Source organism: Paraniabella hibiscisoli, assembly GCF_022512515.1.
GTDB classification, from domain to species: Bacteria; Bacteroidota; Bacteroidia; order Chitinophagales; family Chitinophagaceae; genus Niabella; species Niabella hibiscisoli.
The window spans coordinates 395,614-410,580 of sequence record NZ_JAKWBK010000003.1 but is presented as its reverse complement, the minus strand read 5'-3'; the positions used below and the strand labels follow the sequence as shown (position 1 = coordinate 410,580).

Below are 14,967 nucleotides of genomic sequence, written 5' to 3'. Positions count from 1 at the left end.
TTGAATAGATTAAGATAGCCCAGGAAAAGCTATGTGTCCCGAAGGTGATTGATGTTTAATGTTTTCTTCCACCTGGTTTAATAATCTTTGCTATATTCCAACTCATTTCACCAAACGAAAGTCATCATGAAAACCGTCTTCTCATCTATTTTGTCTCTCTTGTTGTTGATGTCTGCATGCTCTGATTCTCATAATAAAGCTAACAGGCTAACTGCTTCCGAGGAAGCGCAAGGCTGGAAATTACTGTTTGATGGCAAGACACTTGAGAATTGGCATGCTTATAATCACGGCAAACAAAAGTCGGAGTGGGCTGTAGTGGATGGGACTATATTCTGCGACCCGGCAAGCGCTGATAGAGCAGGTGACTTAACATCGGATGCAGAATATGAAAATTATGATTTGGTGTTTGACTGGAAGTTGCCGGAAAATGGTAACAGTGGTGTATTCATTAATGTTTTGGAAGTAGATACCCTAACGGCAGCCTGGTTTACGGGACCAGAGTACCAGTTATTAGATAGTGCTCACAAGGATTATCAACTGCCGTTGAAGCGTGCGGGTTGCCTGTATGGGATAAGTCCTTTAAAGAATGCGGTAGATATGAAGGGCAGCGGTCAATGGAATCACTCCAGGATTGTGCAGAACAATGGTTTGGTGAAGTTTTTCTCAATGGGGTACAAACAGCAGAAATGGATTTTAAATCCGAAGAATGGCGCAATCTTGTTGCCAATAGCGGGTTTAAAGTAACACCCGGATTTGGCAAACGCATTAAGGGCCGCATTGTGTTGCAGAACTGGGCTACCGGCGTAAATTTCAGAAATATAAAAATCAGGGAACTTCAATAGAATCCCTGTGAAGATTTTTAAATGTGCCGGCCGATTCCTTTATAAGGTAATGGTACTAAACCTTAGTTCTTAATTGGGTTATCTCAACTTCTTATACGAAATTACTTTTCCTGGCATATTCAGCAGGCGTCATTAAAGTAAGCTTCTTGAAGACCCTAAAAAATAGGGTAAATTCTGGAAGCCGATAATTTCAGCTATGTCTCCAAAGGATTTATTGGTAGTCATGATCAGGTATTGTGCCCTTTCTATTCTCTTGCTCTGAACGTATTCCAGTGGTCGTTTACCAGTGTGTTTTAGAAAAATTCTGGAGAAATAATCGGTTTGCAAATTGGCTCTTTTGGCAAGTTGGTTAACTGATATCTCTGAAGGTAGATTTATTTGAATATACCGTATCGCATCAAGTATAACTGAAGGTATGTTAGCCGTATGTTCTCTTTTTAAATGTATGTGAGAAATGAACTGCGATATTAACTGAAGCAAAATTCCTTGCGTTTCCATAAATACTCCCTCGCTTTGCTGATTGTTCAGCTCCTGGTACTCCCGGTAAAATTTACTATTCTCATAAATTTGAGGATCGTCAGATCGATAGATCTTTCGGTTAGGGTTGATTTTGAGTAGTTGCTTTATACTCCGCTCAACTAATTCGCTTGCTTTAATCTTTAGCGGTTTTCTATAATTGTGAAAAAGCGATAAACCAGACGGAGAGTCTTCAAAGCAGTGTACAAAAAATTGGCTTAAGCTTTTCGAACATTCCAGGTTACATAGGGTGAAACTGGGAATGATGTAGAGAAAGCCTGGTTCTAATTTTAAATTCTGATCGATAGAGGATATCAACCCTTCACCACCATCTATGTAGTAAATACGTATATAGGGACTAATAACATTTTTGTAATTCCACTTTTGATTCAACAGAACTTTATCGACATGTAGTAAAGAAAAATGGTGCGTGAGAATTCTTCTGGCCATAGAAGCAGAAAGATAAGGCAAATGTCGGATTTGTATAAGATAAAGTCGAATTTACATAGTGATATTGTTTATGATCTGTGATAAATTTGATAAAGATGGAGCTGTCATAAATATTGCTGCACTAAAGCGATAAAGCTGGTAGCCATCCATAAAAGTTATAGGTTTTGTAGTTGATTAATAAGGGGAGTTATTCGCCGTTGAAGAAGTCAATGGCCGATCAGAAAATAAACAATTAATGAAAAGAAGAGAATTGCTTAAACAGTTGGGCGTGGTTATACCTGCACTTGCATTGGCCTCCAATACTCATGCGCGTGGATTTTTCAGAGATTTTGCAGGCGAGAAAATTCTTAAGGGACCCTTTGAACCTACCTGGGAATCCCTGCAACAATACGTTGTACCGGACTGGTACCGTAATGCCAAGTTTGGTATCTGGGCACATTGGGGTCCTCAATGTGAACCGGAAGCCGGAGATTGGTATGCACGTGGTATGTATGAAGAGGGATCTCGTCAATACAATTACCATATCAAAAGTATGGGCATCCATCAAAGTTTGGATTTAAAGATGTAATTAACGAGTGGAAAGCAGATCAATGGAATCCTGAAGAGTTGGTAAGCCTTTATAAGGAGGCCGGGGCAAAATACTTTTTGCTATGGCCAATCACCACGATAATTTTGATATGTATGATAGTTCCTACCAGAAAAAGTGGAATTCGGTTAGATTAGGGCCTGAAAAGGATATCATTGCAGGATGGGCCAGGGCTGCTAAAAAAGCGGGACTTCCTTTTGGCTGCAGCATACATGCTGCACATGCATGGCGGTGGTTTGAAACAGCGCAGCGAAGTGATCAATCAGGACCGCTTGCGGGTATTCCTTACGATGGTAAACTAACCAAAGCTGATGGTAAAGGTAAATGGTGGGAAGGTCTCGATCCGCAGGAGTTATATGCACAAGACCATGCTTTAAGCAAAGACAGCCTGAATAACGGTTCCATTCACAGGCAATGGCATTGGGGAGAAGGCGTTTATCCGCCAACCAAAGCTTATATAGAGAAATTTGTAAACCGTACCATAGAACTGATCAATAAATATGAGCCTGACTTATTATATTTTGATGACTCTCAACTTCCCTTTTGGCCTATTAGTGATGCGGGATTACGAATTGCCGCCCATCATTACAATCACAGCTTAAAAAAGTATGGTAAAATGCGGGCTGTAATTAATGGTAAAATCCTCGATGAACAACAGCGGAAAGCATTGGTTTGGGATATTGAGAGAGGGCAGGCCAATGATATCCTGCCTCATACCTGGCAAACAGATACATGTATTGGTAGCTGGCATTACGACAGGTCTATTTATGAGAACAATCGCTATAAATCTCCCCAAATGGTTATTCAAACCCTGGTAGATGTAGTAAGTAAAAATGGAAATTATCTGCTAAACATTCCAGTAAGAGGTAATGGCACTATTGATGACCTAGAGCGAAAAATTGTGCAGGATATTTCTCGCTGGATGAAACTCAATAGTGAAAGTATTTATGATACGAGGCCCTGGGAAATATTTGGCGAAGGCCCTTCAACCGAAAATCAGGCTAAGTTAACGGGGCAGGGGTTTAATGAGGGAAGAACAAAGTTTACCTCAGAAGATATTCGCTTCAATCAAAGGGCTCCACACTGTTTGCTACAGTGATGGCATGGCCAGAAGGAAGCAAAAGTGTTTTAATAAAAAGCCTGGGGAAAAATAGTTCGCATTATAAAAAAGAAATTAAGCAGGTTGAATGGCTGGAAACCCAAGACTCTTTATCGTTTGAGCAGAATGATAAGGGGTTAAAGATTGCTTTTCCTGATAAAGCACCGCTATTCCCATTTGCTGTTGTATTGAAAATTACAGGGTGAACATTGCCGTAAGTTCAAAAACATAGCTTGTAAGGGGCTTCGGTTAATTTCCTGTATCCTCCAAAATTGAAACAGCCCGGAATTACCGGGATGTTTCGTTTAAATCTATCTGTATTGATTGTTTATTATGGGCGCTGCTTCACTGACGGGAAAGCGACCTCCTGCTATTCTTTAACAGCCGCAATAACTTTTGAGTAAGTGCGGTTGCCATCCTTGTCTACCTGGCCTATCCGGATAAATAAGGGACTGTCTTCATGCTCTGAAATATTTTTACTACATGAGATAAATACAATGAGGCCAAACGCAGTAAATATCAGCCATTTCCTGTTTCTTTTGGTTAAAAACAGTAAACCCGCCAATAAACCAAAGGCTGCCATTGACGCCATGCCTGTTCCCGCATTTCTAAGCACAAAGGAATATTGAATAGCGTTGTCGGAATAGCCTTTCGGTGCGCTGGATGATAAAGTTCCTATTTGTTTAAAAGCTGTACCATCCGTTGATGCTTCAATTACAAAATGATCATTATTAGTTTCGGTAAGTGTTTGCCAGTTTACAGTGAGTGTTTCATTTTTTATTACCGGTGCTATGGAACCAAAAGTTACAGGCAGGCTGATGCCCTCAAAAAGCCTGAAATTGTCAATAGCAAACTCCTCGGTACCGGTGCCGTTTGAGTGACCCGAAAAACGCAGGTCAAGTGTGGTACCGATACCCGTGATATACCCGCTGAGTTCTGTAAAAGTGTAAGAGGCAAAAGGTGTTCCGTCACCAACCTCGTCACCGGTAGTTTCACGGGTCATTTGTCCGCCATCGGTAGCAAAAACACGAACCACGTCAGTCCAGGCGCCTCCGTTGATCCGGTAGGAGACGATCATGTAGTCTGAGGGAAGTCCAACTCCTGTATTCCCATTCTCCCATGTGCTGGGGCCATTATTGCAGGCAAAAAGTCCTCTGAAGCTAATCCCGGTTCTGCCGGTTATATTGATATTGCTCCAGATAATGGTTTGATTAGGCAATTGCCCGAAATTGGAGCCGTTAAGCGCACCGTCGATATCTTCAGCAGCCCATATCCTGGCTCCCTGAACATTACTGTAACTGCCGTTTTGAAGAGCGATATTCGCCGGCGCTACCCTTGCAAAATACCGGGTATAAGGTGGCGTGGCAGGAAAGAAATTCTGAACAGACGGTGTTCTGCTCCCGATGCTTGGTGCGCCTGAATCTTCAAACGTATCCGACCAGAAGGGAGTTTGTGAAAACGTGTTCAAAGAGATTAAGGTAAATAAAATTAAAAGCTGATTCTTCATTGTGAGAGGGCTGTTTTTAGGCAGTAAAACTACCTTACCCCGCACGCAATAAAAATGCTTAGAACTCATCATTTTGAATGCCGAAAAATAATCAGAAGTTTGCATCGATGTTATTTACCCTTCTAATCCCTTATATAGTGACCATTCTTGTTGCAACCGTTGTGGCCATAGTTCGCACAAGAGGCTTTTATCCTGCAATTCCCCGGAAAGAAAACCCCGAGGCCTGGGATCATTATTATGGAATGTTGTTTTTAACCAGCTATCTGGCTATTAATTTAGTAACCGAAACTGTAGGGGTTATCATGGCCCGTAATAATTTTTACAACCATTATCTGTATGCTATCAATATATTGCTAACACAATTGACGCTGGTCGCCTGTTTTTGTTATTTTACCCGCCTGAACCGCTTGATGATTGCATATGGAGTGCTCATGCTTTCCCTGTCTTTATACATTTACGCAGACAATGCTTATTGGCGTCCTGATACGGTTATGCCGCAGTCTGTATATATGCGGGTAACTTTGCCGTGGTGTCCATAGCCTCCATGCTTTTTGGAGGTATTAATATGTATTATGCTACGCAGAGCAATAAGCATCGGTCTTATTGGGGCTTAGCATTGATCTGCGTATGCTACAATGTATATGGGCAGATTAGTAATAGTTTTCTTTTTGGAGAAACGATAGCAGAAATTTTACAGGTTAACGAGTTGTATTTTTATCTTTTTATTTATGGAACTTATTACCTGGCCATAGCCTGGTATCTGGCTAAATATAAAATTGCAGTAAATGCCCGATGATCTTCATGTACATATTCTAATGGCCTCATTCGTGCTGGTCCTGCTTTTGCTATTTGCAGTAGCAGGCTCCACCTACCTGTTAAGAAGACTCAGGGCCAAAGATGCCGAGCAAATGAAAGCCGTACTGCTTGCTGAAGAGAAGGAAAGAAACCTGATTGCCCGCGAAATTCATGATAACCTGGGACCGCTCTTATCCATCGCCCAGTTGCAACTAGACTATTTGCGCGAAGAGCCCACCGTTTCAAATTTACACAAGCTCGCTCCACATCTGCACCAACAACTATCCACGGCGGTTAACCTGAGTCGAAATATCTCCCATGAACTGAGCCCGTTCATTGATGACCAAAAGGACCTTAAAGATATTCTGCAGGCATACATTGGTAATATTAATGCATCCCGGCAATTACAGGTGACTTTGCAATGGAACAGCCTGGTGGATCTGCAGGGAGGCCCGGCTATTTCCCTGTTTCGTATTTTGCAGGAGCTGCTACAGAACACGATCCGGCATGCACGGGCAAGCAAGGCCGGCATCGATATCCGGAGCGGGCTGGACTATTTAACTGTTGTATATACGGATAACGGAATTGGCCTGAACCTGTTATTGTTGGGTAAGGGGCTGGGTACTCAGAATATTACCAGTCGGGTGCAAAGCCTGCGGGGAAGAATATCCTGGAGCGATAAAAAGAAGCTACCCGGCTCGCCAGGTCTCCATATAGCGTTGCAGCTTCCGCTTCAGCAATTTGAAGGCGCTGTAAAACTGCCCGATGAAAATCCTTAAACTAAACTAACTCCATCATGAAGATATTTATTGCCGATGATCATGCTCTTTTTCGCCAGGGATTAACAATCCTGCTGCAGCAGCTTGCTGAAGTAGAAAGCGTAACAGAAGCGTGTAACGGACTTCAGGTCCTTGAGCAGCTCGAACGGATGCAGCCAGACCTGATACTTATGGATATAGATATGCCGGAGTTGAATGGTCAGGATACCGTTAGGACTATCCGGCAACAGAAAAATCAGGTTCCTGTTATAGCATTATCTATATCAGCCCGTCCCTATGATATTATAAATATGTATGATGCCGGTATCAATGGCTACCTGCTTAAAAGCTGTTCTATGCAAGAGCTGAGGGCCGCATTGGGCCAGATTCAGCAAGGCAAGGAATATTACTGTGTTGAGATCCGGCAGGAGCTCTTTGAGATACTGCTCAACCGGCGACCAGGTAATGCTGAAGACGCATTAACTGCCCGGGAAAAGGAAGTGCTGATTATGATATGTAAGCAGTACTCCACCGAAGAGATTGCTCAACAGCTTTATGTATCGCCACTAACCATTAACAATCACCGTCGCAACATTCTTAGAAAAACCGGTTCTAAGAATGTTGCTGGCCTGGTTCTTTATGCATTGGAAAAAATATTTACTCCAGGTAAAATGCAAGAGAGGCTGACATGTTAACCGAGAGCCTGTTGATACACCGGTAAAGGGAACCATAGCAACTCATGAGGAACCGCTAACTTTGGGTGCAATTATACCGGGGAAAACTTTCGCCTATTTCTTTATATACTCAATCATGGATTGTCTAAATTTGATCCCATGAATTACAGAAATTTTAAAGCACATAATATATCGGAGATTGGATTGGGTACCTGGCAACTGGGAAGCGCAGATTGGGGCATGGTAAACGAAGAAGAAGCTTTTACTATTCTTAAAACCTATACCGATGCCGGCGGCAATTTTATTGATACGGCCGACGTGTATGGTATGGGTATCAGCGAGTCGCTGATAGGACGGTTTTTGAAAACGATTGATACCCCTGTTTTAGTGGCAACCAAGTTGGGCCGCAGGCATGATAGTCTCAATGGCTGGCCTCAGAATTTTAGCTACGACTTTATGCGGCAACATATTGAAAGCTCGCTGGAGAAGCTGGGCGTGGGTTCTCTTTTTTAGAACAGCTGCATTGTGTTCCAACTGAAGAAATGAGGGAGGGGAAAGTCTTTGATCATTTCAGGAAATTTAAAGATGAGGGACTGATACAATATTGGGGTGCCAGCGTGGAAACTGCAGAGGAAGCGCTCATTTGCCTTGAACAGGAGGGCCTGGCATCGTTGCAGATTATCTTTAATCTTTTTCGCCAGCATATAGCAGAAGAGGTTTTAACAAAAGCCAGGGAAAAAAATGTGGCCATTATTGTAAGGGTTCCTTTAGCCAGTGGTTTGCTAACGGGTAAGTTTAATGAACATACAACATTTGCGGAGAAAGATCATCGGCATTATAATGCTAACGGAGAATCGTTCAATGCAGGAGAAACTTTCTCAGGGATTGAATTTAATAAGGGTGTAGACTTTGCGAAACAAATAGGTAATTTATTACCCGATGATAGAATGGCTCAGTGGGCCTTGCGATGGATTTTGGATCATCCGGAAGTTACTACCGTGATACCCGGCGCTTCCAAAATTTCGCAGGTGGTTGGTAACGTAAATGCATCAGCATTGCCTCCTTTAAGTACAACCACTCACCAACAGCTTCGGGCATTATATGATGAGCAGATAAAAGAATCTATCAGAGGACATTATTAAGCGTTGCGAGCTTGAAAGCAATTATTTCTATATTGTTTGTAGCACTGTGCAGTACCATTGCATTTGCCAGACAGGGTGAGATTTTTGTAACCGTCAATCGGCCCGACACTACACGGGTGATCAAAGAATATGGACCGGATAGTATATTGCTTTCAACAAGCCGGCAGCAAATGATCAATGGATGCCGGAAAGAACTGGAGCATCGTCTATACGATCAGCAAGGCCTGTTGAAAGAGATGCGAAATACGCGGTATGCTGCAGGAAAAGAAAATACCTGCGATTTTACGCCTTACATAATCTGTTGCAGGTTATACGAAAAGGGTAAACTGAGTAAAGAATACTTCCGGCAGGCTGCCTGTGACGAATGTGAATCCGTTTCTTGTGGTATCGAAAAACGTTGGAACCCGCAGGGTAAATTAATATTCAATCGCAGTTATAAAAAATGCAGCTTTAAGCCCGCTACCTTAAAGGAGCCTTAGAATTGCTTCACATCGATCCTGATGTCTTTGTTCCTGTAATGGAATATCAATGGAGTATTAATGCCTGTTTCACCTACTGTTATCTCCTGGTTATTGTCAGTAATATCATAGCGGTCGTTACGAATATAAATAAGGTAACGACCTGCCGGTAACTTAAGCTGGAAATCGCCTTCGAAGCTGGTTACCGTATTGTAAGTTTTACCCGTTTGTGTATTTTGTGCGTATATCATAATGCCCGATGCATCCTGCATTTGTATATCATACGCTGCTTTTATCTCCTGAAGGGTTCCTTTTCTTACATAGGTTTTAATAACAGGTATAGCGAAAGTTTTGTTTTTATTAATATAAAGGCTATCTCCTGAAAGAATATCCAAACGTTGATCATTTCTCTGAGCCGTAATATAGTAAGTAGCTTCAGGTACCTGGTTTAATTTAATTCGGCCTTTTGCGTCTGTTATCGCAACCGTTGTTTTGTTAAGCTGTACAATTGTGCCCGGGAGCAGCGGCTCTTTTCCATTTCTTCTGCCGTTTTGGTCATGATCTTCAAATACTTCCAGGCTAATGTTATTTTGATTGTCCGAAGCAGAAGACCATTGCGTGAAAGCTTTTTTCAGGCCAACGCCAAACTGAAGATTATTGAATCCCGAGCTGCTTCGATTATTGGTAAAGCTGGAATAAGTAATATTTCCCGTTGCGTACCAGTCATTGCCTATTTTATAAGACAGCAATGCTGAGCTGAAATAGTTTCTGCTTTGATAAGTGTTGATATAATTATAACCAATATAAGTATTACCCGATAGTTTGTTGCCTGGCAAGTTGAGGTTATAGCCTGTAGTCACAGCGTAATTTCGAAAACGATCATTGTTTTGCGCCATCGTAACATCATAAACGTTAGATGGATTGATACTGGCCATGCCATCTACATAAAACGAACCTATTCGATAATTAAGCAGTAAACGGGTTGATTGAAAACTTTTGTCACTACCAATGATTTTTCCAATCCCATGGTCAAACGTAAAGTTAATAGCATGTTGATTATAAAGTTTGGCAATATTTAGTTTGGCCCGGTAGGCTTCATACTCCATGGTGCCGGGTAAGGAATACAGTTGATAGTTGTAATTGGGCGCCAACGTGAATGTATATCCATTGACGGTTTTGCCATAACCCGTTTCCAGCTGGTGGGTGATAAAGTTGTTGTTTACCTGGTATAAAAGAAAAGAAGAAGAATCATCCATCACGAAATTCGGTTTGTTGATGGATCCGCTGTAAAGAAAAAAACGTGGCCCTGGTTGGCAAATTGGTATCGTAGCAATTCATATAAGTTAAGCGCCCCTTTTCGTAAACCGGCGTAGTAGGCGCTGCTGAAATAATTATTGGACACCAGGAAAACTGTTTATGGGTCATGCTATAAGATAAACCCATTGCACCTCCGGGATATTTTTACGCTGGTGTATTCCCTCGCTGGTACTACCTCCACCTTCAAGCATTAAAGAGTGTACAGAGTCGTTTACCAGGGGCATACTGAGGGTTGCCAGGTGAGACTGTACGCCCGTAAAATTGTTCTGGTTGAAAACATAGGAAGCGCTCATTGTTTTGGTATTGCTGATGCGATGATCTAATTTTGTTCCGATGCTGTAGCCAGGATTAGCAAGGTTGGTCGAAGAGCTATACAGTAAAAAGCTATTATGTGTGCCTAATACTTCCAGCTGAGTTTTGGTGGTCGGTTTATACTGAAATAAAGCCCCTCTGCCTGCGATATTCATATCATAGCCCTGTGCATTGATATTACCCACGCGGGAGAAGGTTTTAGGCGTTTGAAAGCTAAGCCAGGTATCGTAAAGGTTCAGGAAACTGTAATTCGTAAAATAGTCAGCGGTTGTATTAAACTCCATCACTTTACCTGCTCCCATTTTACGTTCAAAGTTAGACCTGAGTTGAATAAACTCATTACTTTGGTTCGACCGGTTAAACTGAAGCTCAAGGTAATTCTTATACATATTACCGGCAGGATTATAGCTCATGTTTCTTTTTTCGGCCAGCGTTCTAACCGGTATAACGGTACTAGATATAACCTTCGTGCTGCCTTGTTCGTAAGCACTTACTGAAAGACTATAGTCAGGATAATAAGCATTCTTTGTTCTCGTAACCAGTGGGATCTGTATCAGCTTTCTTTCCTTCGGTGCCAGCAATACAGACTCCTGCTGTATGGCAGTGTTTAAATATTCTCCCGGCAATAGTTGATATTTCAAAACGATATGCCTGCTGTCATAGCCCGGGTTTTCCACGAATAGGCTGATCCTGTTTTCGCTAACGGATGGGTTGAAATAGGCTTCGCCTGATGAAGTGCCCATCACAATATAATTGGCTGTTGGGCGCACAATACTAAAGTTAGCCTGGCTGATTTTCGCTATCCCATTTTCTGAATAATGAACATGGTATTCGTATTGACGAATAGCCGACCGCATCAGTGCATCATCGGCGATCATTTTTATCCTTAGTGTTTGCTGTTCATTGGGGCGCAGTGATCCTGAAAATTCTGGTGTAAATAAAATGCCGGGGTATGACGCTGCCGGCTTTATACTATCAATTACAATAAGGGTGTCGCCCGTATTTTTTATCAGCAGATCATTAGAAAAAGTTTGTCCCTCTTCAATAACAACAATCGGTTGCAAAGCGTACAATAGCGCCATAAGGGGTTTGCCCTCTTGCATTTGTTAGGGGCAACAGGGATAATAAATAAAGTGCTATGGGTTTTAAAAAGCTCATAGATGCCTGCTACAAACTGGTGAAGCTGTAAATGACATTAAGAATATAAGGAGTTGCTCCGGTTTGCTTACCCAGGAATTGCAGGGTTTGTGAAGCCGGAATCGTATACTTTAACGAGAGTTGTCTGCCAATGGTTGAACCGGCGTTGGTAATGATCGATTGCGACGTGGTTGAGAGTGTTCTGCCGGTTACTGTACTTTCTCCCGTTCCGTTTTCGATTTGTACAATAGAAGCGGGGATTGTTGTAGCTATGCTGTTGCGGGTGAAATTAGCCGTGCTGCTTTTTACATAAACCTCGTAATTTCTGTTATTGGTAATCAGCAGATGATTCGGCATATTAATACTCTTCGTGGTTTGGTAGTCAGCCAGGCTACCATAGCTGAAATTAACATCAGGTGTTCCTTGTACGGCAATGCTGCTTAACACGTCAGTCGTAACAGTGAAGGAGAGGGTTTTTACATCAGCAATAGTATTGCCTGAATTACGTGTTCTCAGATCTATGCTGAATGTATAAGTACCTGGTTTAAAAAAATGTTGAACCACGTTCGCCGCACTTATTTTAAGTGTTAAAGGGATAGTGGTGATATTACCTGTTGGTACAACCAGGCCGGTGGTGTTAAGCGCTGCATAAGTAGTGGATAGGGCAGTGGTAACTAGCCCTGAGCCCTGTGCCTGCACAATATTAACGGGTACCGTAGTTGTAGCTCCTCCTCCGTTGGGTGTAAAGGTAATAGGCCCCTGTGCTTTTATATCTATAAATGAGGGTTCTGTATGTCCAACGGTAAAATTGGTCAGGTTAAAATCAAGATCGGCGACAGTGGTAAATGAACTGACATTATTATAGTTTTTTGTAAAACTGGTAGCGAAAGTAACCCACTTATTAAGATAAGGAATGCCAAGCGATAATGTTACGGGAGATGGTGTAATATATCTGTAACCAACCAGCAACTGTATTATACTGGATGTGGGTTGATTGTAAATCAGATTGCCACCTGTATAATTACCGGCGATAAGTGCAGTATTTGCCAATATTGTTCTTGCAATACGATACCTTCCTGCAATTGCACCGGTAGGTGCATCTGAGTTTGCTGCCGTTGGTGAAAATATGGTTTGAAAACTGCTACTGATATTCACTGCGCCAGCTGAAGTTCCAACAAAGCCGGTAGCGCCAGGTGTTATGCCGCCAATATTTGCCAGTTCAAAAGAAATATTGCCTGCAGAGAAATTACTCGTACCGTTTGCCAGCGATGCATTTCCGCTATTGCGTATTTGCACGGGTATAGTTTGCCATGCCGTAGATAGAATTCCCGTTAATGGTATTGCCAGTTGTCCTGTGGTGAAAGTAGCGTCATAATTCTGCGAGCCAATTACATTTGCCTCCTGCAATGTCAGCACTACCTGGCAGGCTACCCGTTGAGAGAGTACTAGAAAAAGCAGGGTGATTAATACACGATTCGGATAGACCATCACGTTTAAAATACCAGGCTTTTCTCTCCCACTTTTACATTAGATGCATCACCTATCCGCAAAATTGAAACACCCTTAAACGCGCCTTTCAAATTGCCGGGTACATCAAAATAAATGATCTGGCTGGCGCCAGGCATCATCGATATTGCGACAGGGGTAAGCTTGCTTTCCTGGCCTGTTGTTTTGTGAATAAATTCAAATTCAACCATAGCATCGCTGATAATATTGCCCGTATTTTTCACCTTAACGGCAATTCTTTTGCCTGGGTTATTATTAGGCGAGGATAGCGTATCTATAGCAACAAAATCAAGGTTCTCTGTTTTATTAGCCGCCGGTGTAAAGTATACGTGCAGCGCAAATTCAAAAAGCACTTTGATGCCCACATTATTTTGTTTCAGGTACCGGTCTTCCTGCTTGGCAATCTGGGTGAGCATCAGCATCGAATTGCTGATAGAATCATTTTTGAGGTTTTGAGGTACCTGCATGGTAGCAATCAATTCCTGCGAACCGCCTGGAGGAATATTAATAACATTGGCTGATGTCTTTATCCAGCCGGCATTGCTTCTGCTGGTGCTGTTAGGGGCAAGGTAAACTTTTTGTCCGATCGAGTCCCTGTACCAGTCGTTCATTGACACGTTGAAAGCGACAGCCTCTTTACCCGCATTGGTTATTATAATGGATTGCTTTTGTACAGAGCCGGCTCACCCGAAAAAACAACCGGGTAGGAGATACTGTGATCCCCTGTCCGTGTGTGATGGATGGCAGGCTAAGCATCAGCAGGATGATTACTGCTGATGAGTATAAATGGTTAGGCATATTATAGGGCTTAATGTTGCCTGTGTTAAAATAAGGGGCTAATAAATGTTAGGGCTGAGAGAAAGTATAAACAACCACCTGCTGATAAGTTCCCGATGGTTTCCCAAGAATGCTCGCCTGTGCTTTAGCCGCAGGAATCCGGTAGTCAACACTGATGGTTTTAATACCGGGATCAACGCCGCTTAGAATAACCTGCTCTGCATCGCTCAGTGTAACGGTTGTAGCGGTACCGCTTCCGGGTGCTGTCGGTACAATATCTACTACGCTAACAGGTATTAAGTTGGCGGGAGTAGTGGAGTGAACAAAGTCGGTTCCCATTGCCTTTACTGTAACCTGGAAGGTTTTTGTGGCAGTAACCTTCAGGTGTCCGGGCTGGTTAACTGTTTTAAGAGCCGTGTAAGATGCTGCGTCAGGGTATTCAAACAAAACTTCAGCGCCCGCACCGGGTGTTTGTCCGGCAGTGGTTCCTGCGCCGTTCTCAGTAGTGATAAAATCAGAAAGAACGATCTTGACATTGGTCGATGAGGTGGCCTGCGAAAAAGCAGAACCCGAGATAAAAACACCAGATAGGGCCAGTGCTGATAAAAGGATACATTTTTTCATTGTATTGCTTTTGGTTTTTAAATTATTGAGGACTTATTGTATAAATGATGGTATTGGAATAAACCCCGAACCTGCTTTTACCAGGTATTCCCTCGTGTGCTCAGCAGGAATACTGTAACGGATATCAATAGCGCTTTTGAACAGGGGCTTACCTTCTGAAATAAGCGGTTGATTCAGGGTGCTTAAACTGAGGACTTTTTCTATGGTTGTTCCATTTAATGTAAGGTCGGTGTTTATAATTTCTAATGTTAAAACAGACGAAGGAAAACTCTTCCTGCTCTGCTGATTATAAAATACAGGGAAAGCTGCCCGGGCAAAAAGGTTATATTCAACGGTGGACGTAACCATCAGGTTGGATTTAATTTCCTTATTGATGCCGGTTTCTATATCGTTCTCATTATTGAGTTCCAAAGTAATAATCTGCCCCTGGTTGGCCAGGTTGCTTACCTGAAAAAATCACGTATCAG

The 14,967-nt window shown here is 42.4% G+C and carries 16 protein-coding genes and 2 pseudogenes; 10 read left to right on the top strand and 8 right to left on the bottom strand.

What is annotated here, in order from left to right; all coding sequences use genetic code 11:
• The first annotated feature begins 126 nt into the window (after nt 1-126).
• Nucleotides 127-842 (top strand): annotated as a pseudogene (locus MKP07_RS33400) (3-keto-disaccharide hydrolase).
• 132 nt (nt 843-974) lie between these two features.
• Here the strand turns inward: MKP07_RS33400 and MKP07_RS33395 are convergent.
• Nucleotides 975-1,808, bottom strand: a complete 834-nt coding sequence (locus tag MKP07_RS33395; protein ID WP_240852385.1) for a helix-turn-helix domain-containing protein — start codon at nt 1,806-1,808, stop codon at nt 975-977.
• 235 nt (nt 1,809-2,043) lie between these two features.
• Here MKP07_RS33395 and MKP07_RS33390 point away from each other — a divergent pair.
• Both MKP07_RS33390 and MKP07_RS33385 read left to right on the top strand, forming a co-directional pair.
• Nucleotides 2,044-3,493 (top strand): annotated as a pseudogene (locus tag MKP07_RS33390) (alpha-L-fucosidase).
• The gene (locus MKP07_RS33385) at nt 3,493-3,699 is read left to right on the top strand and encodes an alpha-L-fucosidase C-terminal domain-containing protein (RefSeq protein ID WP_240852384.1); all 207 of its coding nucleotides are present in this window, start codon (nt 3,493-3,495) and stop codon (nt 3,697-3,699) included. Before MKP07_RS33390 ends, MKP07_RS33385 begins: the two are co-directional and overlap by 1 nt.
• Nucleotides 3,700-3,863: 164 nt before the next feature.
• On the opposite strand, the gene MKP07_RS33380 is transcribed toward MKP07_RS33385, so the two are convergent.
• Entirely contained in the window at nt 3,864-4,961 is a 1,098-nt protein-coding gene (locus tag MKP07_RS33380) for a hypothetical protein (protein WP_240852383.1), read from the bottom strand.
• 146 nt (nt 4,962-5,107) lie between these two features.
• Here MKP07_RS33380 and MKP07_RS33375 point away from each other — a divergent pair, with 146 nt between their 5' ends.
• The 7 genes from MKP07_RS33375 (at nt 5,108) to MKP07_RS33350 (ending at nt 8,848) form a co-directional block, all read left to right on the top strand.
• Nucleotides 5,108-5,539: a hypothetical protein gene (locus tag MKP07_RS33375; protein WP_240852382.1), complete on the top strand. Its 432-nt coding sequence runs from the start codon at nt 5,108-5,110 to the stop codon at nt 5,537-5,539.
• Complete coding sequence (locus MKP07_RS33370; RefSeq protein ID WP_240852381.1) at nt 5,530-5,796, top strand: hypothetical protein; 267 nt, start codon at nt 5,530-5,532, stop codon at nt 5,794-5,796. The genes MKP07_RS33375 and MKP07_RS33370 overlap by 10 nt, the downstream gene beginning before the upstream one ends.
• Entirely contained in the window at nt 5,786-6,574 is a 789-nt protein-coding gene (locus MKP07_RS33365) for a sensor histidine kinase (protein WP_240852380.1), read from the top strand. Before MKP07_RS33370 ends, MKP07_RS33365 begins: the two co-directional genes overlap by 11 nt.
• 17 nt (nt 6,575-6,591) lie before the next feature.
• Nucleotides 6,592-7,248, top strand: coding sequence for a response regulator (locus MKP07_RS33360; protein WP_240852379.1), 657 nt, complete (start codon nt 6,592-6,594; stop codon nt 7,246-7,248).
• A 138-nt stretch (nt 7,249-7,386) separates the two neighbouring features.
• Nucleotides 7,387-7,740, top strand: coding sequence for an aldo/keto reductase (locus MKP07_RS40425; RefSeq protein ID WP_262920117.1), 354 nt, complete (start codon nt 7,387-7,389; stop codon nt 7,738-7,740).
• 29 nt (nt 7,741-7,769) lie between these two features.
• Nucleotides 7,770-8,369 carry an aldo/keto reductase gene (locus MKP07_RS33355; protein ID WP_262920116.1) on the top strand — a complete coding sequence of 200 codons (600 nt, stop codon included), beginning with the start codon at nt 7,770-7,772 and terminating at the stop codon, nt 8,367-8,369.
• An 11-nt stretch (nt 8,370-8,380) separates the two neighbouring features.
• Entirely contained in the window at nt 8,381-8,848 is a 468-nt protein-coding gene (locus MKP07_RS33350) for a hypothetical protein (protein ID WP_240852378.1), read from the top strand.
• On the opposite strand, the gene MKP07_RS33345 is transcribed toward MKP07_RS33350, so the two are convergent.
• The 6 genes from MKP07_RS33345 to MKP07_RS33320 form a co-directional block, all read right to left on the bottom strand.
• Nucleotides 8,845-10,086, bottom strand: a complete 1,242-nt coding sequence (locus MKP07_RS33345) for a carboxypeptidase-like regulatory domain-containing protein (RefSeq protein WP_240852377.1) — start codon at nt 10,084-10,086, stop codon at nt 8,845-8,847. The genes MKP07_RS33350 and MKP07_RS33345 overlap by 4 nt on opposite strands.
• A gap of 162 nt (nt 10,087-10,248) precedes the next feature.
• The gene (locus MKP07_RS33340) at nt 10,249-11,559 is read right to left on the bottom strand and encodes a hypothetical protein (protein WP_240852376.1); all 1,311 of its coding nucleotides are present in this window, start codon (nt 11,557-11,559) and stop codon (nt 10,249-10,251) included.
• A gap of 64 nt (nt 11,560-11,623) precedes the next feature.
• Nucleotides 11,624-13,081 (bottom strand): autotransporter outer membrane beta-barrel domain-containing protein, encoded by a 1,458-nt coding sequence (locus MKP07_RS33335; protein ID WP_240852375.1) that lies wholly within the window; start codon nt 13,079-13,081, stop codon nt 11,624-11,626.
• A 5-nt stretch (nt 13,082-13,086) separates the two neighbouring features.
• Entirely contained in the window at nt 13,087-13,710 is a 624-nt protein-coding gene (locus tag MKP07_RS33330) for a hypothetical protein (RefSeq protein ID WP_240852374.1), read from the bottom strand.
• A gap of 235 nt (nt 13,711-13,945) precedes the next feature.
• Nucleotides 13,946-14,500 carry a hypothetical protein gene (locus MKP07_RS33325; protein WP_240852373.1) on the bottom strand — a complete coding sequence of 185 codons (555 nt, stop codon included), beginning with the start codon at nt 14,498-14,500 and terminating at the stop codon, nt 13,946-13,948.
• Between the two features lie 33 nt (nt 14,501-14,533).
• Nucleotides 14,534-14,911, bottom strand: a complete 378-nt coding sequence (locus MKP07_RS33320) for a hypothetical protein (RefSeq protein WP_240852372.1) — start codon at nt 14,909-14,911, stop codon at nt 14,534-14,536.
• Between the last annotated feature and the right edge of the window lie 56 nt (nt 14,912-14,967).

Coding starts and splice junctions, on each gene's coding strand:
- MKP07_RS33395 (WP_240852385.1), bottom strand. CDS start 1,808: ATGGCCAGAAGAATTCTCACGCACCATTTTTCTTTACTACATGTCGAT.
- MKP07_RS33385 (WP_240852384.1), top strand. CDS start 3,493: ATGGCATGGCCAGAAGGAAGCAAAAGTGTTTTAATAAAAAGCCTGGGG.
- MKP07_RS33375 (WP_240852382.1), top strand. CDS start 5,108: ATGTTATTTACCCTTCTAATCCCTTATATAGTGACCATTCTTGTTGCA.
- MKP07_RS33365 (WP_240852380.1), top strand. CDS start 5,786: ATGCCCGATGATCTTCATGTACATATTCTAATGGCCTCATTCGTGCTG.
- MKP07_RS33360 (WP_240852379.1), top strand. CDS start 6,592: ATGAAGATATTTATTGCCGATGATCATGCTCTTTTTCGCCAGGGATTA.
- MKP07_RS40425 (WP_262920117.1), top strand. CDS start 7,387: ATGAATTACAGAAATTTTAAAGCACATAATATATCGGAGATTGGATTG.
- MKP07_RS33355 (WP_262920116.1), top strand. CDS start 7,770: ATGAGGGAGGGGAAAGTCTTTGATCATTTCAGGAAATTTAAAGATGAG.
- MKP07_RS33340 (WP_240852376.1), bottom strand. CDS start 11,559: ATGCAAGAGGGCAAACCCCTTATGGCGCTATTGTACGCTTTGCAACCG.
- MKP07_RS33335 (WP_240852375.1), bottom strand. CDS start 13,081: ATGGTCTATCCGAATCGTGTATTAATCACCCTGCTTTTTCTAGTACTC.
- MKP07_RS33330 (WP_240852374.1), bottom strand. CDS start 13,710: ATGAACGACTGGTACAGGGACTCGATCGGACAAAAAGTTTACCTTGCC.
- MKP07_RS33325 (WP_240852373.1), bottom strand. CDS start 14,500: ATGAAAAAATGTATCCTTTTATCAGCACTGGCCCTATCTGGTGTTTTT.